Below are 25,976 nucleotides of genomic sequence, written 5' to 3'. Positions count from 1 at the left end.
TCAGGCCTGGCCTGACCGCCGCGCCTGGTGGGACCAGGGCAAGCCCTCCACCACGGAAAAGCCCTGGGCCTCCCAGAACCGGCCGGCCTCCTTCGATCCGGCGTGGACCGTCACCAGATCCACCTGATCCCAGGCTTCCTGCAGCAGGGCTGAAACAAGGGTTCTTGCGACGCCCTCACGGCGGGCGGACGGCGCCACATAGAGCCTGCGCATGCGTATGGCGGGCTCGGGGGCAGGTTCGGGTTCAAGGGTCATGCCGCCGATCCCGACCAGGTCTCCGCCGTTCATGGCCGCCAGCAGGGCGATGAAGGCGGTCGAGCCGGTCGCAACCTCATCAGCGAGCCGCGCCATGTTTCCGTGACCCTCGGTGGTTGCGAGGGCCATCAGGGCGTCGAAGCCTTCGGGCAGGCCGTCGGTCAGGCGGACAAGCTGGACCATCAGCCCGGCGAGATCATCTTCTCCGGACGGACCACTTCATCGAATTCCGCGTCGGTGACATAGCCGCCGCCGACCGCTTCCTCGCGCAGGGTGGTGCCGTTCTTGTGGGCGGTCTTGGCGATCTTGGCTGCGGCGTCATAGCCGATCTTGGGCGCCAGGGCGGTCACCAGCATCAGCGAACGGTCCAGGGCCGCCTTGATGTTGTCTTCCCGGGCCTCGATGCCGACCACGCAGTTGTCGGTGAAGGAGATGGCCGAGTCTGTCACCAGGCGGCAGGACTGCAGGAAGTTGTAGGCCATGACCGGGTTGAAGACGTTGAGCTCGAAATGGCCTGAGGCGCCGGCGAAGGTCATGGTGGCGTTGTTGCCGAACACCTGGGTGCAGACCATGGTCAGGGCCTCGCACTGTGTCGGGTTGACCTTGCCCGGCATGATGGACGAGCCGGGTTCGTTTTCCGGAAGGGACAGTTCGCCAAGACCCGACCGCGGTCCGGAGCCCAGGAAGCGGATGTCATTGGCGATCTTGAACAGGCCAGCAGCCATGGAATTGATGGCGCCGTGGCTGAAGACCATGGCGTCGTGGGCGGCCAGGGCTTCGAACTTGTTGGGGGCCGAGACGAAGGGCAGGCCGGTGATGGCGGCGATCTTGGCGGCCACCAGCTCGGCGAAGCCGATCGGCGCATTGAGGCCGGTGCCGACGGCGGTGCCGCCCTGGGCCAGCTCGTAGAGACCGCCCAGGGTCTCCTGGATGCGGCGGCGGCCGTTCTCGACCTGCTGACGATAGCCCGAGAACTCCTGGCCCAGGGTCAGGGGGGTGGCGTCCTGGGTGTGGGTCCGGCCGATCTTGATGATGTGGGCGAAGGCCGCTTCCTTGACCTTCAGGGCGGCGTGCAGGTGGTCGAGCGCCGGCAGAAGGTTGTTGGCCACCTGCTCGGCGCAGGCGATGTGCATGGCCGTCGGATAGGTGTCGTTGGACGACTGGCTCATATTGACGTGGTCATTGGGGTGAACCGGCTTCTTCGAGCCCATTTCCCCACCCATCATCTCGATGGCGCGGTTCGAGATCACCTCATTGGCGTTCATGTTTGACTGGGTGCCCGAGCCCGTCTGCCAGACCGACAGGGGGAAGTGTGCGTCCAGCTTGCCGTCAATGACTTCCTGGGCGGCGGCGATGATGGCGGCGGCGATCTTGGGATCCAGGCGGCCCAGCTCCATGTTGGCCTCGGCGGCGGCCCGCTTGACGATGCCCAGGGCCCGGATCACCGGCTGGGGCTGCTTTTCCCAGCCGATCTTGAAATTGCCGAGGCTGCGCTCGGCCTGGGCGCCCCAGTAGACGTCGCTGGCGACCTCGATCGGGCCGAAGGTGTCGGATTCGGTGCGGGTGGCGGTCATGGTCAGGGCTCCGATGATTTTCGCGCTTGGTTTAGCCAAGCCGGGGGAGACTGCAAGGCTTGGTCGATCTAGTAAGGCCTATGAGCGATGGTTGGACCCAGCAAGGCAAGGTGCGCGCCCGGGAGGGTGATGGCGTTTTCGAGCTGGTGATCGACGGCCTGACAACCCAGAGCCGCTATTACAAGCCACTGGTCTATGAGTTCTTCCGCAAGTCCTGGCGGGGCGGCCGGCCGGCCTGGGGCGAGTTCTCTGTCGAGATCATCATGGACTATGTGGGCGATCCGCCCTGGATGGATCTGGACAATCTGGCCAAGGCCCTGCTGGACGCGATCAAGGGCTATGTCTTTCACGACGACGCCCAGGTCTCGCGCCTGCTGGTCGAACGGCGGGCCGGGGAGCGGGAGCAGGTGGCGATCACCGTGCGCAAGCTGCGTGATCTGAGCGGCTGGGTTCCGCCAAAGCCCTGATCCTGAAACAAGAACAGCCGCCCCGGGGCAAGGGGCGGCTGCACTCAGAGAGCTCGCATGGGCGACGAGCTTTTAACGGTATTGCTGGAGCCGGGTGGTCCGCAGGCCGGCGAGGCCGTGACGATCAATCGACTTCTGCCAGGCGAGGAATTCCTCGTTGGTCAGGGTGTAGCGTTCGCAGGCCTCATCGAGGGAGAGCAGACCGCCACGCACGGCGGCGACAACCTCGGCCTTGCGCCGGATGACCCATCGCCCCGTATTGGGCGGGGGCAGGTCGGAGATCGTCAACGGCACGCCCGTCGGACCGATCACGTAAGCTTCGCCGCGGCTGTTGGTCCGGGTCTGCTGTTGTTGTTGCAACATGGCTTTTCGCCTTTCACACCATCACTGTTCGGACGGAAGATAAGCGACAGGCCATAACGGCCGATGAATCGTGATAGTAAAAAAACTGATAATCATCGATGCCCCGTGTATTAATATGGTACAGTCAAGACGTTAGGAGAGATTAAGACCCATTAAGCTCTGAATTTAGCGCTTAATATTGATAAGCTCTTCAAGCATCTGATCGGCGGTTGTTATGATTTTCGAAGACGCGGAGTAAGCTTTCTGCGTCGTAATCAGGCCGGTAAACTCAGCAGACAGGTCGACTGTTGAAGCTTCTAGTGATGAAGACGAGACCTGACCGGCGCCCCCGATCCCCGCCTGCTTGATCGTGTAGGAGCCCGATCCAAGCGTCGCCTGGTAAGAGTTTCCGCTCTGCGCCATCAGGCCATCAGCATTCTGGAAGGTTGCGATCCCGACCTGGGCGATCTTCCGCACCTGGGAATTGTCGAAAATCGCCGAGACAACGCCCTTTTCATCCACCTGGACGCCGACGACATTGCCAACGGTCGCGCCATTGCCGCTCACTGCGGTGACCGTGGACGTTGCGGCCAGTTGGGAAAGTGTTCCCAGATCCAGATTCACGGTCGAGGCGGCGACGCCCTCGGTGGCGGCCCAAGCGGGAGCAGCGCCCCCGGATGCAGCCAGGGTGAGTTTCGGGATGGCGTTGGCGGCGCCAAACAGGGTCGTGGTTGTCTGGTTGAATGACCCGTCCGTGTTGAAGGTCACCTTGCCCCTGGCCAGCTGGCCAGGGCGACCAAGCCCGGTCACGTCGGCCTTGGGAACCGCGTAGATTTCAGCATGCCAGCTGTTCGGGGCCGAGGAATCCTTCAGAAAAGCCATCTGAAACTTGTGGGTCTCGCCTTCGGAGTCCACGACCGGCAGGTCGAGGGTGAAATCCGGCTTGGTCCCGGTCGTCGGGTCATCAGCATAGTCAGCCATTGAGAAGGCGGTGGTGCCCACATAGGTCGCATCGCCGACCGAGCCGGTGACGCCCCGCTTGTCCAGATTGGCGTTGACCGTCACATCGGTGGTCTTGCTGACCACGCCGCTGATGTTCTTGACGTTGATGGAGTCCATCATCGTCAGGTCCGAGGCATTGGTGATGAAGCTTCCGTCGGTCTGCACCGGCCAGCCCTGGAGATAGAGCTTGGCGTCATTGACCAGATAACCGGCGGAATCGACGCTGAAACTGCCGGCCCGGGTGAAGCTCCGGGGATCTGAGGACGCAAGACCGGCGCCCTTGTTGGCGACGACGAAGAAGCCATCCCCCGAAATCGCCAGATCGGTCGAAGAGTTGGCCGCCTGGATCAGGCCCTGCTGGCTGACATACTGACGGACCGTGCCCTGCACACCGCCAGCGGAATAGCGGTTCTTCAGCGCCTGGGCGGTGACGATGTCGGAGAAATTGACCTGGGTGCGCTTGTAGGCAGTGGTGTTGATGTTGGCGATATTGTCCGAGATCGCCGCCAGAGCCGACGAGTTGCTCATCAGGCCGGAAACCCCGGCCTGCATGGCGCTGCTGATACTCATGGATTCTCCATCCTTATTTTTTCAAGGCGATTTGAGGTCATGGCCGGGGTCAGACCCCTGCCGGTGCGGCTTCGGTCACTGTGGTGACCGAGCTGAAGGGGATTTTTGCGCCACCGACGCTGAGCAGGATGGCACCGTTGGACTGTTCCACGGCGGTCACCCGGCCCTTGATCGATAATGACGAGGCGACCGTGGTGTTGGAGGCGTCCACGGCCGTGACCCGAAGGGTATAGGTTCCACCGTTGGGCAGCTGGGCTCCGGCCAGATCCTTGCCGTTCCAGTTCAGGGCATGGTCCCCGGCTGTGGTGGCGCCGGCGGCCTCGGCGTGAACGATCTTGCCGTTGGCGTCGACGATTTCGAGCTTCACGTCCGTGGCGGCCCGGTCGAGCTTGTAGTTCCAGCTGGCCTTGCCGCCGGACAGGCCCGACGTGGCCACCGAAGCCTGGACATCCTTGCCGATGACCGAAACGGCCTGCGAGACCGTCGAGCCGGAATTGGTGACCAGCTGCTTGAGCAGGTCGTTCGAGAAGATCTGCTGCTCGACACCGGTCATCTGGACCAGCTGCTGGGTGAACTGGTTGGAATCCAGCGGCGAGAGCGGGTCCTGGTTCTTCAGCTGCGAGGTCAGCAGTTTCAGGAAGGTGTCAAAGCTGGAAGCCAGGCGCGCCTTGCCCAGGGAACCGGAGTCCGTGGCGGTGGTGGCGGCGGCGGAGCTGGCTGCGGTTGTGGTGGTCATGACTAGATCCTGATGTCCACGCCCCGGGCGGGGCGGGCGCCATAGGCGCTCATGAGGCTGGCGGCGTCGGCCACGTCGGCTGCGGCGCTGGCGGCGTTTTCGAGGGCGCGGGCCCGCTGGGCGGGGCCAGGCTCGCCGCCGGTGTGGCGCGATCCGCCCTGGCCGCGATCACCGGCCACGTCGAAGGACAGGCCCCCGCTCAGATTGAATCCGGCGTTCTCGAGGGCTTTCTGGAGTTCGGCCGACCGCGAGCGCATTTCGGCGGCGGCCTGGGGATTGTCGAAGGACATGGAGGCGCTGATCTGGCCGCCAGCGCCGACTTCAAGCCGGACATCCACCCGCCCGAGGTCAAGGGGATGCAGCTCCAGATCAAAACGGGTCGCGCCGCCGTCGAACTTGCTGACGATCTGGGCCGCAAGGGTCGACACGGTCTGGGGCCCGGACTTGAGCACCACGGCGGCCGTCTGCAGGGTCTGGGGCGCAACATGGATCGGTGCGGGGATCGGCGTCTGGCTGGCTTCGGCCACTGGCGCTGGCTGGGCCGCCGCGGCGTCAGTCGACACTGATGGATTGGAGGCCAGGTCGGAGGCCTGTCCATCCTGCCGGGCCTCGCCGGAGAACCCGCCGCTCGACCCACCGGTCGAGGTCATGGCGGTGATCGGGCTTCCGGTGGCCGGGGCGGACTGGAGCCCGCCTTCGGACCTGGCGGACTTTGCATTGGCGGAGGGCTGTTCTGATCCTGCAGAAACCTTGGGGGCTTCAGGCGCACTTGCAGCCATGGCTTCGTCGGCCGCCGATTGAAGGGCCTGATCCAGGGATGCCGGCGCAAGCTCTGACTGGGCCAGCTCAGCCTGCAGCTGTTCGGCCTGAACCTCTGCAGCCATAGCCTGTTCAGCGGCGGCCTGCCGGGCGAGACGCGCCAGGTCAGGGGTCACCGGCTGGGGCTTGGCGTCCAGGGCTTCATTGGCGGTCGACGGGGCTGAGGCGGCCTGGGAAAGATCTGAGGTCCCGGCTTCCACGACCGTATCGGCGGCCAGGCCCTCATCCGTGGCCGCTTCAGCAAGCAGGATCGACGCATTAGGTCCGGGACCAGTTGTTCGGCTCGTCTCGGCGGCGATGGCGGCCTCCGCCGGCGCCTTGGGTTCAGATGGGGCCGGGGCCTGTGAAGCCGCCATGGCGGCGGCCTGGGCCTGGGCTGCGGCATCGGATCCAGCCGTGCTGGCGCTTTCGGGCGCCGCAGCCTGCGGTTCGTTGGCAGGCTCAACCTTGTCAGTCTTCTCAGCCCGCTCTGCGCGCACTGGACGATCGACGTCGGACCGGCGGGACGGAATCTCACGAGATTGCGTGTCGCGGCCCTGAGGTGCAGCTTCAGCCGCCTCGATGGACCTGGATTGCGTTTTGACGGCGATGGCCTTGGCCAGGTGCGCGCCAAAGCCTTCGCCTGCTGCTTTGGTGGAGGCAGGCTGAGCGTTCGTCGCTGCGGACACCTGGGGTCCGGGCGGCGGCGGCAATGCGGCGGTGGCGAGACCGGCGTTCATTCAATTCCCGTCCTCGCGGCCGGGCCCTGTGATTGCGGACGCAGGTCGCGCCCAAACTTCCGCTCTCCCCTCGCAACCTCCGCGCCAACTTGCGGCACGGCAATCATCACATTGAAAAATAACAGAAAAGGTATCTGAAAACCTGGAGTTATCGGTCTCATCACCCATGGCGGAATTTGCCGACGGGCAGGCCAGATAGGTCGGTCCTGCCGCCCTGGAGCCTTTTTCCGCCTAGCTGATGGTCATCACCCTGGGTGGTGATACGGCGCTCGGGCAGTCGCCACTCGACGCAAGGTTTGCATCAGGGTCGGGGACTGGCGCCCGTCTTGCGACACCGGATTCAGACCCCAGGCCGCCCTGGCAGCATGGGTATTGAAATATTTGGGATTTTTCCGGTCCCTCGCGCGGGTGTTCTTCAAAACACCCCGGCAGAATTCGCCGCTACTGCGCAAGGCTTGCCGGTTGGAGGTTTGAAACGTGTCGCTGAACGCAACGTTGAGAAGCGCAACCTCGGGATTGATGGCCGCTCAGATCGGTCTGCGGACGACGTCGGACAATGTCGCCAACGTCAATACGCCCGGCTATGTGCGAAAGGTCGTTGACCAGCAGCAGCTGGTCGCCGCCGGGGCGGGTGTCGGGGTCAATGTCTCGGCCATCCGCCGCGTCACCGACGGCTATCTCGAAAAGGCCGCGACAACGGCCACGGCAGAGAGTTCGCGGTGGGGCGTGGTGTCCGGATATCTGGACACGACCCAGTCCCTGTTTGGCGACCCGTCAAGCACCAGCGGCTATTTCTCCCAGCTGGACAAGGTCTGGTCAGCCTTCTCGGCCGCCGCCAATGACCCCACATCGACCATTCTGCGGGCCCAGAGCATTGCCGGGGTTCAGGACTTCCTGAGTGAAACCACCCGCACCAACGACCAGGTCGCCGAAATCGGAAAGACCGTCGCGGCCCAGACGACTGCGGGCATCGCCAAGGTCAATGACCTGCTGGCGCAGATTGACCGGCTGAACGCCGATATCAGTCGGGCCAAGGTCACCTCCGGCGATCCTTCCGGATCTGAAAATCTCCAGAAGGGCTATATCGACCAGCTCTCGGCCCTGATGAACATCCAGGTCCAGCCCCTGAGCACGGGCGGGGTCATTGTGCGCAGCGCCGAAGGCTACGCCCTGACAGGTACAGCGACGGGCCCGGCCAAGCTTACCTTCAACCAGACCTCCGGGGCGCCCGGCTATATCACCGCCATGTCCGGGGATGGTCTCGGCAATCCGCAGGCGATTTCAATCACCGGCGGCGAACTGCGCGGTCTGCTGGACCTGCACGATGACATCCTGCCGGGGATTACCGATCAGCTCGGTGAGTTCGCCAACCAGGTGGCGGCCCAGCTGAACGCTGCCCACAACAGCGCTGCGCGGGTTCCGGCGCCGGCGACCATGACCGGGCGGGATACCGGACTGGACCTGCCGACGGCGGTTTCCAACTTCACAGGAACCACAACGCTCGCCATCACCAACGCCGCGGGGGTCGTCCAGCGAACCGTCGCCATCGACTTCACCGCAGGAACAATGAGCGTCAATGGCGGGGCAGGCGCGGCCTTCACCCCGGCCAATTTCCTGGCCAGCCTCAACGCCGCCCTTGGCGCCTCGGGCTCCGCCACCTTCACCAATCGGGGCCTGACCCTCAACGCTGCAGGCGGCAATGGCCTTGCCTTTGATACGGGCACCGCCACAAAGGCGGGGCAGGGGTTCTCGCAGTTCTTCGGTCTCAACGATCTGGTCCAGTCCTCGGGCATCACCAATTTCGACACCGGCCTGAAAACCACGGACCCCCACGGCTTCACCGCCGGCCAGACCCTGAGCCTGCGGGTGGCCCAGGCCGACGGGCGGCCGATCAAGGACATGACCATCACGGTTCCTGCGGCGACCACCATGCAGGACCTGCTCAACTCCCTGAACGCCAATGCGACCGGCGTCGGCATCTTCGGCAGCTTCGGTCTCGACACCAATGGCAAGCTGAGTTTCACCAGCAATAACGCCCTGCCGGTCACCGTTTCGGTGACAGCTGATCAGACGGCGCGGGGGGCGGGTGGACCGACGGTCAGCGACCTGTTCGGCCTGGGAACCAGCACCCGGGCTTCCCGGGCATCGCGCCTGACAGTGACGCCCGCCATAGCTGCAGACCCCACCAAGCTGTCCCTGAACAAGCTGGACCTGACGGTCGCAGCGACCCAGCCGGCCATTCGCCCCGGCGACGGGAGCGGCGCCCAGGGCCTTGCCACGGCCGGGGCAGTAACGACCCATTTCGGCGCTGCCGGGACCCTGGGAAACCTGGCGACCTCGGTGAACAGCTATGCCTCGCAGTTCGGCGGCGGGATCGGGCGTCTGGCCCAGAGCGCGGAGTCACAGAAACAGGCCTCCAGCGCCGTTGTCGCCGAGGCCACATCACGGATGCAGTCGGTCGAGAGCGTCAATCTCGACGAGGAACTGGTCCGTCTCACCACTTATCAGCAGGCGTTTAACGCTTCGGCGCGCATGATCCAGGCGACCAAAGAACTGTTCGACGTCTTGACTAGCATCGTCTGAGGAGGGCCGACATGAACCGCATTTCGTCAGCCGGCAGCTACAGCGCCATTCTCGCCAATATCCAGAGCGCCCAGCAGCGTCAGGTGGAGGCGGGCAACCAGGTCTCGTCCGGCAAGATCGGGATCAACCTGAAGGACTATGCCAGCAAGGCCGAAGTGCTGACGGCCATGCAGACCGTCGACGCCCGCCTGACCACCTATGCCGATCAGAACAAGGTGGTCGCCAACCGGCTGTCCATGCAGGATCTGGCCCTCAACCGGGTGGCCGACGCCGCCGACGCCACACGACAGGCCATCGCCAACGCCCTGGCCACCGACAGCGCCACCACCCTGATGCAGGATCTGCAGGCCCAGTTCGGTAATGCGGTCGGCGCCCTCAACGCGGATTATGATGGCAAATACCTGTTTGCCGGCGGCCAGGTGAACACAAAGCCGGTCTCGGCGACCCAGCTCAGCGATCTGACAGCCCCCCTGGCCACCATTGCTGGTCAGTTCCACAACGACACCTTTGTGGCCCAGGCCAAGGTCGACGACTCCACCACCATTTCCACGGGCATGCTGGCCGACCAGCTGGGCACGAACATGATGACGGCCTTCCAGACCCTGCAGGCCTTCCATCAGGGGGGTAGCGGGCCCTTCAATGGACAATTGACCGCCGCCCAGCGCACCTTCCTGGAAAACCAGCTGGCGACCTGGACCAGCGTCCATACCTCCCTGACCACGGCTACAGCCCAGAACGGCAACAACCAGGCGCGGGTGACGACTGTCCAGACGGGCATCGAGGCTCATCAGATCAACATCAAGAGCATCCTCAGCGACACCACCGACGTGAACCTTGCGGAGGCTTCGACACGGCTCAACCTGGCCCAGCAGTCCATGCAGGCTGCCGCCCAGGCCTTCCGGACCCTGAAGGATTCCTCCCTGCTCAACTTCCTCAGCTAGGGGCGCCCTCGCAAAGTCCGGGCTGAAACGCTACATAGCGGCCATGAACGCCGCCTTCACCGACGCCGCCGTTGAAGCCGCCCGCCAGGCGGTGGGCCTGCCCGTGGGCGCCCGGGTGGTTGCGGCCATGTCCGGCGGCGTGGATTCCACCGTCACCGCAGCCCTGCTGGCCAGGGCCGGATATGATGTGGTTGGCGTCACCCTGCAGCTCTATGACCACGGCGCGGCGATCCAGAAGAAGGGCGCCTGCTGTGCGGGTCAGGACATTCACGACGCCCGCAACGCCGCCGACGCCATCGGCATTCCTCACTATGTCCTGGACTATGAGAGCCGGTTCCGGGACCAGGTGATCGAGGACTTCGCCGACGCCTACCTGCGCGGTGAAACGCCGGTGCCGTGCATCCGCTGCAATCAGACAGTCAAGTTCCGCGACCTTCTGGACGTGGCCAGAGACCTCGACGCTTCTGCCATGGCGACGGGCCACTATGTCCGTCGGGAAGTTGGCGCCAATGGACCGGAACTGCGCCGCGCCGCAGATCCTGCCCGGGACCAGAGCTATTTCCTGTTCGCCACCACGGCCGATCAGTTGTCCTATCTGCGCTTTCCCCTGGGCGGCATGCCCAAGCCGGAAGTGCGACGGGCCGCGGCGGAGCTGGGCCTGGCCATAGCCGACAAGCCCGACAGCCAGGACATCTGCTTCGTGCCCGAGGGGCGATATACGACGGTCATTGACCGGATCCGGCCGCAGGGCGCCATTCCCGGCGACATCGTTCACATGGATGGTCGGGTTCTCGGGCGGCACGAAGGCGTGACCCGCTATACCGTCGGCCAGAGACGCGGACTGAATGTGGCCGTCGGCGACCCGCTGTATGTGGTCAAGATCAATGCCGACGCGCGTCAGGTGGTGGTCGGGCCACGAGAAGCCCTGTTAACCGCGGGCGTGATTCTCAAGGAAATCAACTGGCTCGGCGACCATATTAATGTAGAGGCGGCGGGCGCTGAATCTCTTGCAGTTCTGGCCCGGGTGCGCTCGACGGCCGAGCCGGTTGCGGCCCATCTCGCCCTGCAGGGCTCTGATATCGCCGTGATCTTCGATTCGCCAGAGCATGGGGTTTCCCCCGGTCAGGCCTGCGTCCTCTACGATCCTTCAAGCCCCGACCGCGTGCTCGGCGGCGGGTTCATTGACCGGACCCTCAGCGCCGCCTGACCACCGGAATGGCCACTTCGTTCCGGCGGAGGAAGGGGGCGGTCCAGGGCGGATCATAGAACCAGGACAGGGGCTCGCCCGTAGTCTCCCAGGTCTTGCCCGCCAGGGCTGCCCGGAGGTCGGCGGTCTTCCGGGCCACCCCGGGCGCACCCGTGGAACCGGTATAGCGAAGGACCGCATAGTCCTGGGCCGGCACGTCGACGATCTTCACATCCGGATCATTGGGAATGGGCAGGGTCGCCCGGGTGTACTTGGCCGGCATGATGAACTGGATCCTCCAGGCGCCTGCGCCATCAGCGCTCTGCACCACGGGCGCTGTCATGGCGATGGATTGCGAGCCCTTGGCTTTGGCCTGGGCCACCGGGGCCGTCATGGCGATGGAAGCCTTGGTCGTATTGCCGCCGAAAATATAGCCGGCCACCTTGCGGAAGCCCTCATTGCGGGCGGTTTCCACGGGACCGGATACGACGGCTTCGGCCGCAAGCCGCGGACCATAGTGCCGGATTTCCACGTCCCCGAGCCGCTCAACCACCTCGTACTTCGGCGCCTCGGTTCCGGCGCGCACGCCCACCAGCTGTCCAAATCCTGCAAGGACGGTCACGACGACTTCGCCGAAGCTCGGCATGGTATCTCCTCTGCACCCCGGACGGGCCGCAATGCCTATACGCCTCTGGACCGAAGAGGGATGCAAGTCTCCGTGTCGGGGATTATATCAGGTCCATGAGCACTTCAGATCCTGTCGTCATCGCCGCCTATGCCCGCACGCCCATGGGCGGCTTCCAGGGCGTCCTGTCCCCCGTCAAGGCCACTGACCTGGGCGCGGCCGCTGTCCGCGCCGCCGTAGAGCGGGCCGGACTGAAGGCCGAAGATGCCGACCAGATCATCATGGGCTGTGTCCTGCCGGGCGGCCTTGGTCAGGCCCCGGCCCGCCAGGCTGCTCTGGGCGCGGGCCTGCCCATCTCGGTCGCGGCGACAACGGTCAACAAGATGTGCGGCTCGGGCATGCAGGCGGCCATCATGGCCCACGACGCCCTGGCGGCCGGTTCAGCCGACGTCATCATCGCAGGCGGCATGGAAAGCATGACCAATGCCCCATATCTGATGACCAAGCACCGGGGCGGGGCCCGCATCGGCCATGATGTGATTTCGGACTCCATGTATCTGGACGGTCTGGAGGACGCCTATGAGCCGGGCAAGCTGATGGGCGCCTTTGCCGAAGAGACCGCGCGGACCTACCAGTTCACCCGCGGCCAGATGGACGACTACGCCATTTCCTCCCTCAGCCGGGCCCGGGCAGCCGTGGAATCTGGCGCCTTCGTCCGGGAAATCGTCCCTGTGGAGGTCACCACCCGCAAGGGCGTCGAGACGGTGGCGTCAGACGAACAACCCCTCAAGGCCGATCCCGCCAAGATCCCGACCCTCAAGCCGGCTTTCGCCAAAGACGGCGGCATTACAGCGGCCAACGCCTCATCCATCTCTGACGGCGCGGCGGCGCTTGTGATGACTCGGGCCTCGGTGGCCGAGCGGTTGGGGCTGAAGGTCGTGGCGCGGGTTGTGGCGCACGCCGCCCACGCCCATGAGCCGGGACAATTCGCAACTGCGCCGGTTCCGGCCATCCGCAAGGTGCTCGACAAGGCCGGCTGGTCCGTGGCCGATGTGGACCTGTTCGAGGTCAATGAAGCCTTCGCCGTGGTCGCCATGGTGGCCGAGCAGGAGCTTGGGATCGATCGGGCGAAACTGAACGTCAATGGGGGCGCATGCGCCCTTGGCCATCCCATTGGCGCTTCAGGCGCACGGATCCTGGCGACCCTGCTTTCGGCGCTGGAAGCCCGGGGCGGCCGAAAGGGCGTCGCCAGCCTCTGCATTGGCGGAGGCGAGGCCACAGCCATGGCGGTGGAACTAATCTAGGGCGTCTATTTCCCGCCCAGTTTGAGCATGTTGATCTTCATGCCATTGGGCAGTTCCATGTCGCCTGGCGCCATGCCGGCCGGGCAGGGGCCCTGCCACTCTGAAGCAATGCTGACCTTGTGCGCACCGTTCATCTGCGGCGCGGCGGCGCCTGAAGTGGTGCTCTGTACCTGCACCGTATAGCTGGTGTTGAAGTCGCCAGTCGCAGTGCCTTCCGAGACCACAGTGCCGCCGCTGCCCATGTCGCACCGGGAATTGAAATCCCAGCCGCCAGCCGTGGGGCGCACTTCCTGTTCAGCGCAGATGTCCTTGCCGGTCTGGGCGCCCCAGATGGCCAGCTTGGCCTCGGCCGCCTCATCAAGGCAGATACGGCTGACCTGGGTCATGCCTGATCCGATGACGGTCTGTTTCCAAAGACCCGGTCTGCGCTTTGGCAGGGTCGGCGGCGCCTGGGGCGGCGCTGAGATCTGGCTGGCGGCCTGAGGGGCTCCGGCGGCCGCACCTGCCTCGGCCTCGGGCTGCGAGGGCTTGCTGCAGGCCGCAACGGCCAGGGTCGCTGCGCCTGCCATCATCACCAAACGCCAAGTCATTGCCGACCTCCCAGGGATGTGATCATCAGAGCCTAGCCCAGAAGCCTGGCCAGCGTAATATGGTTGCATGACCCAAGCACTCAGAGACACCGGCGCCCGCTTCGAACTGGACGAAAAGGGCATGACCTCCTGGGCCGACTACCGGCGCAAGGATGGGCGACTTTTCGTGGATCACGTGGAAAGCCCGGTCGCACTGCGTGGAACCGGCGCATCGGGCCGATTGATGGCGGCCCTGGCCCAGCATGCCCGGGACTCGGACCTGAAGATCACGCCCATCTGTTCCTACGCCGCCGCCTGGCTGAACCGCAGCGACGAGTTCCGCGACCTGGTCAGCTAGGTTTTCCCAGGAATATCAATCCAGAACTGAAGGGCTGTCTCACCTGGCCGCCAGGTGTGATCGACCTCGGCGGTAAAGACCCCGCCATTGGCCTCGATCACCCTGATTGAGGCCGTGTTTGTGGGACTGACCGTCAGCATCACTCTCTTCAGCGGCAGGTTGTCCCCGATCCAGAGCAGGGCGGCGGCCAGAATGGCTGTGGCGTGTCCCTGGCCCCGCGCCCCTGGTCGGACCGCATAACCGATGTGTCCGCCGACCTTTGACAGCCGCTCATCCAGATCGTGCCGGATATTGGCCCAGCCAAGAAACTCCGTACCCTCCACCCACCAGAGGGAGGTCGAGGGTACAGCCCGCCCCACCCGGCCATTGGGCAGGGTGATGTGGCGGGGCGGGGTCAACTGACTCTCGAGAAAGGCCTCCGGGTCTGACGCGACCTCGGCGATGGTCTCTGCTGTCTCGGGCCGGAGCGTGTCCCGATCGAAGCCTTCCCGCAGCGCCGCCACGAAGGACCTCAGATAACGGGAATCAGGGGTGACCAGACACGGCATGATTGTGATGAAATAGGACTCCGACCGCCATTCCCGCAAGGCAGGAATGGCGTCTGGGAGGCAGTTCCTTACCCATTGCGCGGCAGGATCCTGCCAACAAACATGGCGGTGGCGGCGACCAGGGCTGTGATTGAAGCCAGACGCGGCGCCGGCAGCAGGCCAGGCAGGGCGCCGAACCTGCGGGAGAGTTCAAGAAGCGCCAGAAGCATGCCCAGGAAGGCGAACTGTCCAAGTTCGAGGCCGAGGTTGAAGCCCGCCAGGGTCGCAAGCCGGAGCGTGGCATCCGCCGCCATGGCGCCGATCGCGGACGCAAATCCCAGGCCGTGCAACAGGCCACAGGCAAATACGATGGCGATGCGTGGCCAGCCGCTGGTTTCCGGGCCTCCCCGCCAGAGGTTCAGGACCGCCATCAGGATGATGCTGGCCGCAATCCCGGGCTCTGTGATCTTCGGAGAGATCCGCACCAGATCGAAGGCCGCCAGGGTGAGCGTGATGCTGTGCGCGATCGTAAAGCTGGTGACGACGCTCAGCCAGTAACGCCATCCTGCTGCCGCCACCATGATAGTGAGCAGGAAGATCAGATGGTCCGGGCCGGTCAGAATGTGCTCGACGCCAAGCCGTACGAAGTCAGTGAAGGTGGCCAGGCCGCCCTTGAAGAAGCTGTGCTCGGATGCTCCCGGCCGCAGTATCGCCACTTCAGCCGTGGATTCCTGCCTGTCGCGCTTGGCCGTCAGGGTCATTTGCGCCTCGCCGGGACGGGCGCCAAACAGGTCGGTGGCGACCGCAGGAACACGGGGCGGCTCGGTAAAGCGGACACTGTGGAGCACCACGACATAGGCGCTGTCGGTCGGGGCGCCTTCTGTCTGCGGCGACCAGGCCATGGTCATCAGGGCAAGTCCCGCCTTGCCGTCCCCCGTCACCTGAAAGCGCCGATTGAACTGTGTCGCAATATCCGCCGAATGCCGGGCTATTTCGGCCCTCGAAGCGCCGCCGCTCCGGTCATCATCAATGCCCTCCAGGGCAGAGACCGGCACCGAGACCACGAAATAGGCCGTGTCGCCTGCAAGGTTCATGGTCGCCGTCTGGGCCGGGAGCAGATGGGCCTGCGCTGGACCGGCCATGGCCAACAGGGTGGCCAGGGCAAGAATGCCCAGGAAGACCACCCCCGCCGTCCATCCGGGGCGCGCGACTCCATGCAGGGACTGGATCGCCATCCTGTCTAGAACACGCCTTTGAAGCAGCGGGTCAGGTAGGGGTAAGTGTCCGTGGCGTAGTAGTGGTAGATCCCGGCCGGGAATTCCGGGGTCACGCCGAAGCGCCCGTTGCAATCGTCCAGATCCCCTGACCCGGCGACATAGTTCCAGTCCGTGGGAAAGACGCCAAGGGGAACATTGGTCGCCAGCGGCCGGCCGGAGTCTGCAACCGTATCAAGGACATAGCTTCCCTTGATCACCTTCAGCGCGCTCGAGGCGCTGGTCGCGACCGAGTATCCGTAGCGGGCATAGATCGGGAAGCCGTCAGGGGCCCATCCGATCAGCTGCATCTTCGGCGCCGAGCTGGAGACCCCGGCGGCGGTCAGAATGCCTTCGGGCATGCCGTGGTAATGATAGACGCCGCCGGGCTGAACGTGGGCGTTGTTGCTGTCGACCCCGAAATCGAAAAAGGCCTGCAGGGCTTCCAGCTGATAGGCGCCCTGGCCAATAGCCGAGCAATCCGAGGCCCTTGTGGCCGTTGCCGGACAGCTGCCGGCCGTTGCCGGGTCGAACTTTACGCCATTGAGGGCATAACCCAGTGACCGCGAAGTATTGTTGCTGCTGCCCAGCACCGGCGTGAGGGTGGCGGCGAAAGTCACATTTGACTGGACTGTGGGCGTATTTGGATTGCCCGAATTCGGGAAGGTCCCGATCTGGTGATTGGGGACGCCATTTGCGGTCATGGAGCGCACGGTCGTGCTGCAGGTCCACGAGGAGGTGCTGGTCGCCGTGACCCCTGAGGTCAGGGTGATGTTCGGCGTGCTCTGGCTGTAGGGGCAGAGGATGGAAGCGGTCGAAACGCTGCCGCCCGTGGTCCCGCCCGCCGTCGGGGTGACGCTGACGGCGCCGGAGGCCGGACTGACGCCGACCGAGTTGGTCGCCGTGACCGAACAGCTGTAGGTCGTGCCATTGGTCAGTCCCGAAACGACAATGGGGCTGGCCGTTCCGGCGGCGGTCGCTGTCGTTCCCGCCGTGCAACTGGCCGTATAACCGGTAATCGTGGTTCCGCCGTTCGATGTGGGCGCGGTGAAGGTGATGCTGGCGCTGCCGTTGCCAGCCGTGCCCGCGCCAATGGTGGGCGCGGTCGGAACCGTATTGGTGGACCCGGCGCCCGACAGGGTGCTGGAGCTGTCACCGCCGCCGCCGCAGCCGGCCGCCATCAAGGCCGCCGCAATCGCGAACGCCGCCGTCCTGAATTTCTGACCTGCCATTTTGGTGTGCCCCGGTTCCTGCCTCTGTCGGACGGCTATTTCAGGATTGTGGATGCAATATGGATGGAGGTTGAGGGGAGGGGCCCGGTCGCGAATTGCCTTGAAAACCCGGTCAGTCGGGAAGAAATGTGGGGTCGTTCCGCGTTCCAGCCTAAAAGGCCCCCATGTCCTCCTCCGCTCCAATCGATCGCGCCGCCCTGATGACCCTGCTGGACCAGGTGCGCGATCCGATAACCGGCCAGGGCCTGGCTGCGGCCGGACTGGTCCGCGGCATCATTCTGGCGCCTGGGCGGGCCGGGTTCATGCTGGAGGTAGCCCGCGATGACGTGCCCCTCTACCAGTCTGTCCGGGATGAGGCCGAAGCCCTGATCGCCCGTCAGCCGGGCGTCGAAAAGGCCCAGGTCGTTCTGACGGCCCAGGCCGGCAGCGTGTCGTCCCTGCCTGAACCTCCCGTCGCGCCCGGTGCAACCCGGGTGCGCAAGGGGGCGAGGATGAACGCCGATCCCGGAGCCCAGCTGGCGCCGCCGCCGACCGCCGATCGTCCCCCCCATGTGAAGCGGGTCATTGCTGTGGCCAGCGGCAAGGGCGGGGTGGGCAAGTCGACCATTTCGGTGAATCTGGCGGCCGCCTTTGCAGCGCGCGGCCTTCGGGTGGGCATTCTCGACGCCGATGTCTATGGCCCCTCGGCCCCCCGAATGCTGGGTGTCGACGGCGATCCGGCCTTTGTGGATGGCAAGCTCCAGCCCCTGGCGGCCTGGGGCATGAAGGTCATGTCCATCGGCTTCCTGGTGGATGAGGCCGCGCCCATGATCTGGCGGGGCCCCATGGCTTCGTCAGCTGTCAGGCAGATGATCGGCGACGTGGCCTGGGGCTCCGAAGCCGAGCCCCTGGATGTCCTGGTTGTTGACCTGCCCCCCGGCACTGGCGACATCCAGCTGACCCTGGTCCAGAAGCTGAAGGTGGATGGGGTGGTGATCGTCTCGACGCCCCAGGAAATCGCCCTGATCGACGCCCGCCGGGCCGCCGCCATGTTCCGCAAGACCGGAACCCCCATTCTCGGGGTGGTGGAGAACATGGCCTATTATCCGGACCCGGCCACCGGCGCCCGGGTTCACATCTTCGGCGAAGGCGGCGCCAAGGCCGAGGCCGTCAAGCTGGGCGTGCCCCTGCTGGCGGAAATCCCCCTGGACATCGCCCTGCGTCAGGCCTGCGATGACGGCAAGCCGGTGGTGGCTGTCACGCCTGACGGCCTGTCGGCCAGAGCCTTCAGCACAATGGCCGAGGCCCTGGCCTGATCAGTCGGACGGCCCGTTCTCAGACGGGTTCATCTGCGGCAGGCAGGTCGTCGCTTTCGGCGGCTTCCCGCGCGTCGAGGGCGGCGCGGATTTCAGAGTGCCGGGCCTCGTCAAGCTGGTAGCCGAAGAACAGGGCTGCCCCGACCAGAACGAAAATGATCGGTGCAAACAGGTAGCAGAGCTGCAGCCCCTGGAGGGCGAAGGCGTCATTCACCGGCTTCTTCGGGTCGAACTTGAAGATGAACTGCAGGATCGGGAAGACCAGCAGCACATTGATCGAGGCGCCCAGCTTCTGGGTGGTTGTGACCATGGCGTAGAGCACGCCGGCCCGTTCACGACCCTGTTCCAGCTGCATCTCGTCGGCATAGTCGGCGACCATGGAGCGGATCAGCAGGATGAAGGCGCTGACGCAGAAGCCCACGAACAGCATGCCGATGGCCGTTGGCCAGAACAGCTCCCGCGGGGTGGCCATGAGCGAGGTCTGGGCCACGGCATAGGCGACCGAAGCCACCTGGATGGCCCTGTGCTTGCTGATGCGCTTGGCGATCATGGGCCAGGCAAAGCCGCCAGCCAGGGCTGCGCCGATATAGAAGATCAGCAGGAAGCCGATTTCGGCCCGGTCGAAGCCTTTGATCTGACCGAAAAAGAAGGCGTAGAGAGGCCCGGTGACGCCCGGGCCGAGGGTGTAGGCCAGGTCAGCCAGGATGAGCTTGGCCATGGTCGGGCGGCGCATCATGGCCACATAGTCCATGAAGCCGAACTTCTGGTGGGAAGCCGTGACCTTGGGGCGCTCGGGCGTGAAGAGCAGCATGATGGTGGCGCCGATCGGTATGCCGAAGACGATGATCAGGCTGATGTCGTGGAAGCTCTTGGGATCGCCCAGGGTCAGCTTGTGACCGGTCAGTATGGGCAGGAGCAGAAGGCTGACCGATCCGATCGGCGCCATGGCGGTCATCCAGCCATAGATGCGGGATCTCTCATGATAGTTGGCGGCCAGGGCAGCGCCCCATGACGCGTGGCTGAGGCTCAGGATCGACAGCCCGATCCACAGGATCAGGTACCAGAGGCCCAGATAGGTCACCCCGGCGCCCAGGGGCGGGTTGAGCAGCATGTAGGCGCCCAGCATGGTGATAGGCACGCCCAGGACGTACCACGGACGGAACCGTCCCCATTTTGTATGGGTGCGATCCATGATCCAGCCCAGGATGGGGTCAAATGTCAGGTCGACAAGGCGCACGACCGATGTCGTCACGCTGAAGGCCACCAGGCTGATGCCGACAAAGCCGGTATAGAAGGGCGGCAGATAGGTTCCCGAGGCCAGACCCAGGGCGGACACCGGAATGCCGGCGCAGGCGAAGGCGAAAAGGGCGAGGGTGGACAGGCGTTTGGACGCCGCAGACGCGGGGGGGCTCAAGTGACGTTTCCTCAAAAATTCATAGGGGGCTCTCTGACGGAGCCGTAATCCGCGCAACAGACCTTGGCTTGTCTCATGGCGCAACCGTTTTTGTTCGGATTATGGCGAAGCCACAGGATTTCGGCTCAGGGACGAGGCAATGCCGCCCGCCGAGCGCCCCAGACATGAACCAAATTTAATGTCTTGAAAAATATAAGAAAAACAGCGTCTCGTCAGCTGATTACCTGGATTTAATTGGCGCGGCCGTCAGGCCCCTCCCATGGTCGGGCGGCTTGGAGGGACCCATGTCGCTGGCCTTGGCCACACTGATCTATGAATGGCGCCGGTACATGGCGGCCGTGATCGCCCTGGCCTTTTCAGGCCTGCTGATCCTGGCCCAGGTCGGCCTGTTCACGGGCATTGTCCGGGGGGCGACAGCGACCATTGACCGGTCGCGGGCCGACCTGATGATCCTGTCGCCCAAGTCCGAGAGCCTGATCAATTCCGGCCCCAGCGGCCTGCCCCGCAGGATCGGTCCGCAGATCTATCTGAATCCCGAGGTTCTGCAGGTGGCCAGCTTTGACGGTGATGGCGCCAGCTGGGCGAACCATCCGCCAAAGGGGGTGAAGCAGATCACCACCTTTGTTCAGGTGAACATGGTCGATCCCCAGCCCGGGGCTGTCACCCTGCCGGTGGACTATCCTGAAAGCGTGCGGATCGCCCTGCTCGAGCCCTATGCGATCGCCATCGACCGGTCGGCCATGGCGCGGCTGGGGGTCAAGCTCAATGACACGGCCACCGTGCGGGGCAAGACGGTCAAGGTCCGGGCCTTCCTGGACGGCTATCCCGACATCAACCAGCCCGCCATCGTCATGTCCCGGGACACCTTCCGGCTGATGGGCATGTTCAGCAAGGACGACAAGACCGGCCCCCTGATGGTTCGCATCAAGGATCCCTCCAGGGCCGAAATTGTCCGCGATGAGCTGAACGCCGTCTCTCATGGCGCCTACCGCGTCTGGACCCGGGCGGAGCTGGCCAAGGCCAATGAAGGCGCCCTGCTGAAGGAGCAGATCATCGGCATCTTCCTGGGCTTTTCAGTCTTCCTGGGCTTCCTGATCGGGGTCGGCATTACGTCGCAGACCCTGCGGGGCGCGATCCTGGCCAATATCAAGGAGTTCGCCAGCCTGCGGGCCCTGGGCGTGTCCATGGGCTCCCTGCGGCTGATTGTGGTGGAGCTGTCCTTCTGGGTCGGCCTGGTGGGCCTGGGCGCCACGGCGCTCTTCACCTTCGGGGTATACCTCCTGGCCAAAAGCGCAGGCCTGCCCATGGGCTTTCCCATAGGCGCCGTCGTCGGGGTCGCCGCCCTGCTGATGGTCATCTCCATCGCCTCTGGCCTGATGGCCATGGGCATACTGAAGAAGAGCCAGCCAGCGGATCTCCTGCGATGACTGCCGCCGCCCTCTCCGCAACCGGCCTGACCAAGCGGTTCAAGACCGGCCGCACCTTCATCGAGGTGCTGAAGTCGGTGGACTTCGACGCCCGTCATGGGGACGTGACCATGGTCATGGGGCCGTCTGGCTCCGGCAAGTCCACCCTTGTCGCCGCCCTTTCTGGACTGTTGCAACCGGATGCGGGACAGGTCTCGGCCCTTGGCGAGAGCCTGTGGGATCTGAAGCCCGGACGGATCGACAGGTTCCGGCTGGATCACTGCGGCTTCATCTTCCAGGGCTTCAACCTGTTCTCGTCCCTGACCGCCCTGCAGCAGGTGACCACCGTCCTGAAATACACCGGTCTGTCGCCAGATGAGTGCCGTGAACGCGCGATCACCGCCCTGGAAGAGGTGGGCCTTGGCCCCAAGCTCAACCAGCGCCCTGCAGAGCTTTCCGGCGGCGAGAAGCAGAGGGTGGCCATTGCCCGCGCCCTGGCCAAGCAGCCGCGCCTACTGTTCGCCGATGAGCCCACCTCGGCCCTTGATGGCGAGAACGGCCAGATCGTCATCCAGCTCTTGCAGAGGGCGGCCAAGTCCCATGGCGCAGCTGTCATCTGCGTCACCCACGATCCCCGTCTGGAAGCCTATGCCGACCGGATCATCCATCTTGAAGACGGCCGCATTCTCAGCGATCGGCGCACGGCGTCGGCAGCGGCCTCCGCGCCCCAGGGAGCCTGACCATGTTTGCAATACTCCGCCGCCCCATTGCCTGGATTGTCCTGGCGGCTGTGCTGGTGCTAGGCGTTGGCGGCATGGTCATGAGTGGGCAGGCCAAGGCGAAGAAGGCCGCCGAAGTCAAGGCGACCGCCGCCCATGCCGAGAAGAGCCCCTTTGTCGCCATAGCCAATGGCAAGGCTGACGTTGAGGGCGGCATGATCCAGGTGGCCGCCCGCCGCGGCGGCATCATCCGCGAGGTCTATGTCCACGAGGGCGACCGAGTGGCCAAGGGCCAGATCCTGGCCCGGCAGGAGGATGATGAGCTGAAACTCGCGGCGGCCCAGGCTGCAGCGGTGGTCCGGCAGGCCCAGGCCCAGGTCGCACTGCTGGAGGTCCAGCTGTCGACGGCCCGGCGGGAAAGGGCCCGACTTCAGGGTCTGGTCGCCACAAACTTCGTGGCGGGTCAGAAGCTGGATCAGGCCAATGACGCCATCCGCCAGGCGGAGGCCAATCTCGAAGCCCAGCGGGCGAACATCGCCACTGCAAAGGCTGCCCTGGCCCAGGCCCTCTATAATGAAGACCTGACCATCATCCGGGCGCCTGCTGACGGGCGCATCGCACGCCGCTACGCCAATCCGGGAGCAGGGGCCTCGACCCTCAATGTCACGGCCCTGTTTGACCTGGAGCCGGCGACGGCGCGGATCATCCGGGCCGAAGTCGCCGAAACCGCCCTGCCTTTTGTCGCTCTTGGACAGCCCGTCCAGGTCTCAACAGAGTCCGATCCCGCCAGGACCTATCCGGGCCGGGTCCTGCGTCAGGCGGCGGTCTTCGGCGCCCGGAAGCTGGTCTCTGACGATCCGTCCGAGCGGACCGACGACCGGGTGGTCGAGGTGGTCGTCTCGTCAGAGTCGGCGCCCTTCCTGATCGGTCAGAGGGTGCTGGTGAAGTTCATGCGCACAGCGGCCCAGGCGAGCGCGACAGGCGGTTGATCCCGCAAATGAAGAGGGCCCGGCGCAGGTCCGGGCCCTCGTGACGGGTTTACTGACGGCTCAGAATTCCGCCCAGCTGTCCTGGCGCGCAGGAGATCCACCCACAGCGGCAGCCACCCTTCGGTGCAGGCTGCGGGCAGGAGAGGGGGCTGGCCGGTCAACCGGGCTGGCTTGTCGCACGCCGCCCACCCGGAACCTGGCGGTCAATTCCGCGAGCCGGGAGTTGTCGTCCTTCAGGGTCCTGGCGGCAGCCGAGGACTCCTCAGCCATGGCGGCGTTCTGCTGAACCACCTGGTCCATGTGCGAGATTGCGGAATTGACCTCGGCCAGGGCGGAGGACTGTTCCTGGGTGGAGCCAGCGATCTGGCCGACCAGGGTGTCAATTTCCTCGATCCGGCGGCTGATGTTCTGCAGGGCCTTGCCTGCTTCGCCCACCATGCCGACGCCCTGATTGACCTGCTGGGACGAGACCTGGATCAGGCTCTTGATCTCCTTGGCGGCCTCAGCGGAGCGTTGGGCCAGGGCCCGGACTTCCGAGGCGACTACGGCGAAGCCCTTGCCGGAATCTCCAGCCCGGGCGGCTTCCACGCCGGCATTGAGGGCCAACAGGTTGGTCTGGAAGGCGATCTCGTCGATGACGCCGATGATCTGGTTGATTTCCTTCGAGGAATTTTCGATCTGCTTCATGGCGCCGACAGCTCCGGCCACCACACCGTCCGAGTGGGCGGTTTCCTCCCGCGCTGAGACCACGGCTTCATTGGCCTGACGGGCGCCTGTGGCGGTCTGGGCGACCGTAGCGGTGATTTCTTCCAGGGCGGCTGCGGTCTGTTCCAGGCTGGCCGCCTGCTGCTCGGTGCGATGGGACAGGTTGTCGGCGGCAGATGAGATCTGATCCGCCCCGGCGCGCAGGTCACCCACGGTCTTGACCACTGTTCCCACAGTCTCTTCCAGCCGTTCCACCGTGCGGTTGAAGTCTGCCTTCACCGATTCAAACCGGTCGGCGACCGGGGCCGTGAAGCGGTGGGTAAGGTCGCCTTCGGCCAGACGACCCAGGCCGGTCGCCAGTTCGGCCATGGCGGCCGCCTGCTCCTCATTGGCGATCCGGCGTTCGGTCTCGGACTGCTCCCGGGCCTTTTCAGCCTCGCTGCGGTTGGCGGCGGCCTCAGCCTCCAGTCGCAGCTTGGCCTCTCCGGCCTCACGGAATGTGTCCGTGGCCCTGGCCATGGCGCCGATCTCGTCCTTGCGCTCGATCCCAGAGACCTTCAAGTCCAGACGCCCTTCAGCGAGTTGGGTCATGATTCCGGTCAGGCTTAGCAATGGCGTAACAAGTATTCGGTTGGCGGCGAAAATCAGGGCGCTGACGCCGGACAGCCCGATGGCCAGAGCGATCATCATTATGGTCCTGGCCAGGGTCGCCAACCCATCTGCGGCCTTTACCTGCGCCGCTTCGCGGGACTCGATCTTGTCTGAAGCCTTTGCCATCAGAACTTCGACGCGACGAAAGGTCTCGTTGAACTCACCCAGTCGGACAACGGCGGCTTCAGGGTTCCGCGAGCCCAGGGCGACCATGGTCTGGGTGGCCTCAGCATAGTCCTTGATCGGCTGATCAAGGGTCTTGAGGATTGGAATTATGTCAGCGTCAGCATGGTGTAGGGCGTTGGAAATGGACTCTTCGAAAATCCGCGCATGCTCCGACGCATCCGTCTGCACTTCGGCGGGGTTCAGCCCCATTCGCGGATCGTGAGACAAGAGCGCAGCCAGAACGTCGCCTCGCATGGCGTCGTGCATCATGTCTGCCTGCATGTGATCTCGCAGGAGGGCTGAAATCCTGGAGGACGACGCCAGTTCCGACGCCAGACGCGAAGTGGCCCAAATGCCGCATCCACCCAAGCCGGCGCTGAGTATCAGCAGGCCCACGCCTGCAATGGCGACCTTGGATTTTATGGTCTGGAACATGAAAATGCCTTTGGAAGTCTCAAATGGACCGAGGAAGATTAGTTTTCATGCGCATATGATTATTAATTGTGCATAAATGCCACAAAAACGGGCAACAACCAGGGCGATTAATCTCTTGTTGATGCTCGCAGGTTCGAAGCCGGCGCTTGACGGCCCAGACGGCCCGTCCCACAACGCCGCCGCAATTCCAGCCCCAATTCATCAGGAGATTTTCCATGGCTGACATTCGTTTCGACGGCAAAGTCGCAATCGTCACCGGCGCCGGCGGCGGCCTGGGACGTCAGCACGCCCTGGAGCTCGCCCGTCGCGGCGCCAAGGTGGTGGTCAATGACCTGGGTGGTTCGGTCGACGGTTCGGGCGGCAATTCAGCAGCGGCCGACGCTGTCGTGGCCGAGATCAAGGCCTTTGGCGGTGAAGCCATGGCCAATGGCTCGTCCGTGGCTGATGACGCGGGCGTCGCCCTGATGGTCAAGCAGGTCATGGACACCTGGGGCCGGATCGACATCCTGGTGGCCAATGCCGGCATCCTGCGGGACAAGTCCTTCTCCAAGATGGAGATCGCCGACTTCGAACTGGTGATGAATGTCCACTTGATGGGCACGGTGAAGCCGGCCAAGGCGGTCTGGGAGATCATGAAGGCCCAGAACTATGGCCGCATCATCGTCACCACCTCGTCCTCGGGCCTCTATGGCAATTTCGGCCAGTCCAACTATGGCGCGGCCAAGATGGCGCTCATCGGCTTCATGAACACCATCAAGCTCGAAGGGCAGAAGAACAACATCCACATCAACGCCATCAGCCCGGTGGCCGCGACCCGCATGACCGAAAACCTGATGCCGCCGGAAATCCTGGCCAAGCTGAACCCGGAATATGTGACGCCGGGCGTCGTCTTCCTGGCCAGTGAAGAAGCCCCCACGGGCGCCATCCTGACCGCCGGCGGCGGCAGCTTCGCCCTCAGCCGTATCTACGAGACCGAAGGTGTCTATCTGGGCGAGGGCGGTCTGTCGGTGGAAGAGGTCCGCGACAACTGGTCAAAGATCACCGACGCCGAAGGCCAGGCCGCCTATTTCAGCGGCGGCGAACAGGGCGGGAAGTTCTTCCGCAAGATGGCCGGCGGTTAGGCGCACCCTGACCC

General features: G+C 64.6%; 24 protein-coding genes. 11 read left to right on the top strand and 13 right to left on the bottom strand.

The window, feature by feature from the left end; translation table 11 throughout:
• Both CFE28_13340 and fumC read right to left on the bottom strand, forming a co-directional pair.
• A complete protein-coding gene (locus CFE28_13340) occupies positions 1-438 on the bottom strand; it encodes a GNAT family N-acetyltransferase (protein OYU70891.1) in 438 nt (145 codons plus the stop codon).
• Entirely contained in the window at positions 438-1,829 is a 1,392-nt protein-coding gene (fumC, locus tag CFE28_13335; GenBank protein ID OYU70890.1) for a fumarate hydratase, class II, read from the bottom strand. Before fumC ends, CFE28_13340 begins: the two co-directional genes overlap by 1 nt.
• A gap of 80 nt (positions 1,830-1,909) precedes the next feature.
• On the opposite strand from fumC, the gene CFE28_13330 reads away from it, so the two are divergent.
• Entirely contained in the window at positions 1,910-2,296 is a 387-nt protein-coding gene (locus CFE28_13330) for a hypothetical protein (GenBank protein OYU70889.1), read from the top strand.
• A gap of 72 nt (positions 2,297-2,368) precedes the next feature.
• On the opposite strand, the gene CFE28_13325 is transcribed toward CFE28_13330, so the two are convergent.
• The 4 genes from CFE28_13325 to CFE28_13310 form a co-directional block, all read right to left on the bottom strand.
• Entirely contained in the window at positions 2,369-2,659 is a 291-nt protein-coding gene (locus CFE28_13325) for a hypothetical protein (protein OYU70888.1), read from the bottom strand.
• 165 nt (positions 2,660-2,824) lie between these two features.
• Positions 2,825-4,210, bottom strand: a complete 1,386-nt coding sequence (locus tag CFE28_13320) for a transposase (protein OYU70887.1) — start codon at positions 4,208-4,210, stop codon at positions 2,825-2,827.
• 49 nt (positions 4,211-4,259) lie between these two features.
• A complete protein-coding gene (locus CFE28_13315; protein ID OYU70886.1) occupies positions 4,260-4,946 on the bottom strand; it encodes a flagellar hook capping protein in 687 nt (228 codons plus the stop codon).
• A 2-nt stretch (positions 4,947-4,948) separates the two neighbouring features.
• Positions 4,949-6,484, bottom strand: coding sequence for a hypothetical protein (locus CFE28_13310; GenBank protein ID OYU70885.1), 1,536 nt, complete (start codon positions 6,482-6,484; stop codon positions 4,949-4,951).
• Between the two features lie 477 nt (positions 6,485-6,961).
• On the opposite strand from CFE28_13310, the gene flgK reads away from it, so the two are divergent.
• The 3 genes from flgK to CFE28_13295 are packed head-to-tail and all read left to right on the top strand — an operon-like array spanning position 6,962 to position 11,215.
• Positions 6,962-9,067, top strand: coding sequence for a flagellar hook-associated protein FlgK (gene flgK, locus CFE28_13305; protein ID OYU70884.1), 2,106 nt, complete (start codon positions 6,962-6,964; stop codon positions 9,065-9,067).
• 11 nt (positions 9,068-9,078) lie between these two features.
• Positions 9,079-10,008, top strand: a complete 930-nt coding sequence (locus tag CFE28_13300) for a flagellin (GenBank protein ID OYU70883.1) — start codon at positions 9,079-9,081, stop codon at positions 10,006-10,008.
• A gap of 43 nt (positions 10,009-10,051) precedes the next feature.
• Positions 10,052-11,215: a tRNA 2-thiouridine(34) synthase MnmA gene (locus tag CFE28_13295; protein ID OYU70882.1), complete on the top strand. Its 1,164-nt coding sequence runs from the start codon at positions 10,052-10,054 to the stop codon at positions 11,213-11,215.
• Here CFE28_13295 and CFE28_13290 read toward each other — a convergent pair.
• Positions 11,202-11,840 carry a heme-binding protein gene (locus CFE28_13290; GenBank protein ID OYU70881.1) on the bottom strand — a complete coding sequence of 213 codons (639 nt, stop codon included), beginning with the start codon at positions 11,838-11,840 and terminating at the stop codon, positions 11,202-11,204. The genes CFE28_13295 and CFE28_13290 overlap by 14 nt on opposite strands.
• A 95-nt stretch (positions 11,841-11,935) precedes the next feature.
• Between CFE28_13290 and CFE28_13285 the strand changes: the two genes are divergently transcribed.
• A complete protein-coding gene (locus CFE28_13285; protein OYU70880.1) occupies positions 11,936-13,123 on the top strand; it encodes an acetyl-CoA acetyltransferase in 1,188 nt (395 codons plus the stop codon).
• A gap of 5 nt (positions 13,124-13,128) precedes the next feature.
• Here the strand turns inward: CFE28_13285 and CFE28_13280 are convergent, their stop codons facing one another.
• Complete coding sequence (locus CFE28_13280) at positions 13,129-13,695, bottom strand: hypothetical protein (protein ID OYU70879.1); 567 nt, start codon at positions 13,693-13,695, stop codon at positions 13,129-13,131.
• A gap of 85 nt (positions 13,696-13,780) precedes the next feature.
• Here CFE28_13280 and CFE28_13275 point away from each other — a divergent pair, with 85 nt between their 5' ends.
• Positions 13,781-14,050: an N-acetyltransferase gene (locus CFE28_13275; protein ID OYU70878.1), complete on the top strand. Its 270-nt coding sequence runs from the start codon at positions 13,781-13,783 to the stop codon at positions 14,048-14,050.
• On the opposite strand, the gene CFE28_13270 is transcribed toward CFE28_13275, so the two are convergent.
• The 3 genes from CFE28_13270 to CFE28_13260 all read right to left on the bottom strand — a co-directional run bounded on the left by CFE28_13270 (position 14,047) and on the right by CFE28_13260 (position 17,062).
• A complete protein-coding gene (locus CFE28_13270; protein OYU71707.1) occupies positions 14,047-14,598 on the bottom strand; it encodes a GNAT family N-acetyltransferase in 552 nt (183 codons plus the stop codon). The two genes, CFE28_13275 and CFE28_13270, sit on opposite strands and share 4 nt — an antisense overlap.
• Positions 14,599-14,666: 68 nt before the next feature.
• Positions 14,667-15,812: a hypothetical protein gene (locus tag CFE28_13265; GenBank protein OYU70877.1), complete on the bottom strand. Its 1,146-nt coding sequence runs from the start codon at positions 15,810-15,812 to the stop codon at positions 14,667-14,669.
• A gap of 5 nt (positions 15,813-15,817) precedes the next feature.
• Positions 15,818-17,062, bottom strand: a complete 1,245-nt coding sequence (locus CFE28_13260) for a hypothetical protein (protein OYU70876.1) — start codon at positions 17,060-17,062, stop codon at positions 15,818-15,820.
• Positions 17,063-17,226: 164 nt separating this feature from the next.
• Here CFE28_13260 and CFE28_13255 point away from each other — a divergent pair, with 164 nt between their 5' ends.
• A complete protein-coding gene (locus tag CFE28_13255) occupies positions 17,227-18,357 on the top strand; it encodes a sodium:proton antiporter (GenBank protein ID OYU70875.1) in 1,131 nt (376 codons plus the stop codon).
• 19 nt (positions 18,358-18,376) lie between these two features.
• Here CFE28_13255 and CFE28_13250 read toward each other — a convergent pair whose 3' ends face one another.
• Entirely contained in the window at positions 18,377-19,855 is a 1,479-nt protein-coding gene (locus CFE28_13250; protein OYU70874.1) for an MFS transporter, read from the bottom strand.
• Positions 19,856-20,055: 200 nt separating this feature from the next.
• On the opposite strand from CFE28_13250, the gene CFE28_13245 reads away from it, so the two are divergent.
• From CFE28_13245 to CFE28_13235, 3 genes are read left to right on the top strand one after another with little or no spacing between them, the layout of a single operon-like run.
• The gene (locus tag CFE28_13245) at positions 20,056-21,198 is read left to right on the top strand and encodes a permease (protein ID OYU70873.1); all 1,143 of its coding nucleotides are present in this window, start codon (positions 20,056-20,058) and stop codon (positions 21,196-21,198) included.
• The gene (locus CFE28_13240) at positions 21,195-21,917 is read left to right on the top strand and encodes an ABC transporter ATP-binding protein (protein ID OYU70872.1); all 723 of its coding nucleotides are present in this window, start codon (positions 21,195-21,197) and stop codon (positions 21,915-21,917) included. The genes CFE28_13245 and CFE28_13240 overlap by 4 nt, the downstream gene beginning before the upstream one ends.
• A gap of 2 nt (positions 21,918-21,919) precedes the next feature.
• Entirely contained in the window at positions 21,920-22,885 is a 966-nt protein-coding gene (locus tag CFE28_13235) for a hemolysin secretion protein D (GenBank protein OYU70871.1), read from the top strand.
• A gap of 60 nt (positions 22,886-22,945) precedes the next feature.
• Here CFE28_13235 and CFE28_13230 read toward each other — a convergent pair whose 3' ends face one another.
• Positions 22,946-24,841, bottom strand: coding sequence for a methyl-accepting chemotaxis protein (locus CFE28_13230; GenBank protein ID OYU70870.1), 1,896 nt, complete (start codon positions 24,839-24,841; stop codon positions 22,946-22,948).
• A gap of 215 nt (positions 24,842-25,056) precedes the next feature.
• Here CFE28_13230 and CFE28_13225 point away from each other — a divergent pair, with 215 nt between their 5' ends.
• Positions 25,057-25,962 (top strand): 3-oxoacyl-ACP reductase, encoded by a 906-nt coding sequence (locus tag CFE28_13225; GenBank protein OYU70869.1) that lies wholly within the window; start codon positions 25,057-25,059, stop codon positions 25,960-25,962.
• The last annotated feature ends 14 nt before the right edge of the window (positions 25,963-25,976 follow it).

Source organism: Alphaproteobacteria bacterium PA2 (genome assembly GCA_002256425.1).
In the GTDB taxonomy this organism is placed as follows: domain Bacteria; phylum Pseudomonadota; class Alphaproteobacteria; order Caulobacterales; family Caulobacteraceae; genus Phenylobacterium.
Note: the sequence above shows the minus strand (reverse complement) of the source record. Positions and strands in the feature narration are given on the sequence as shown.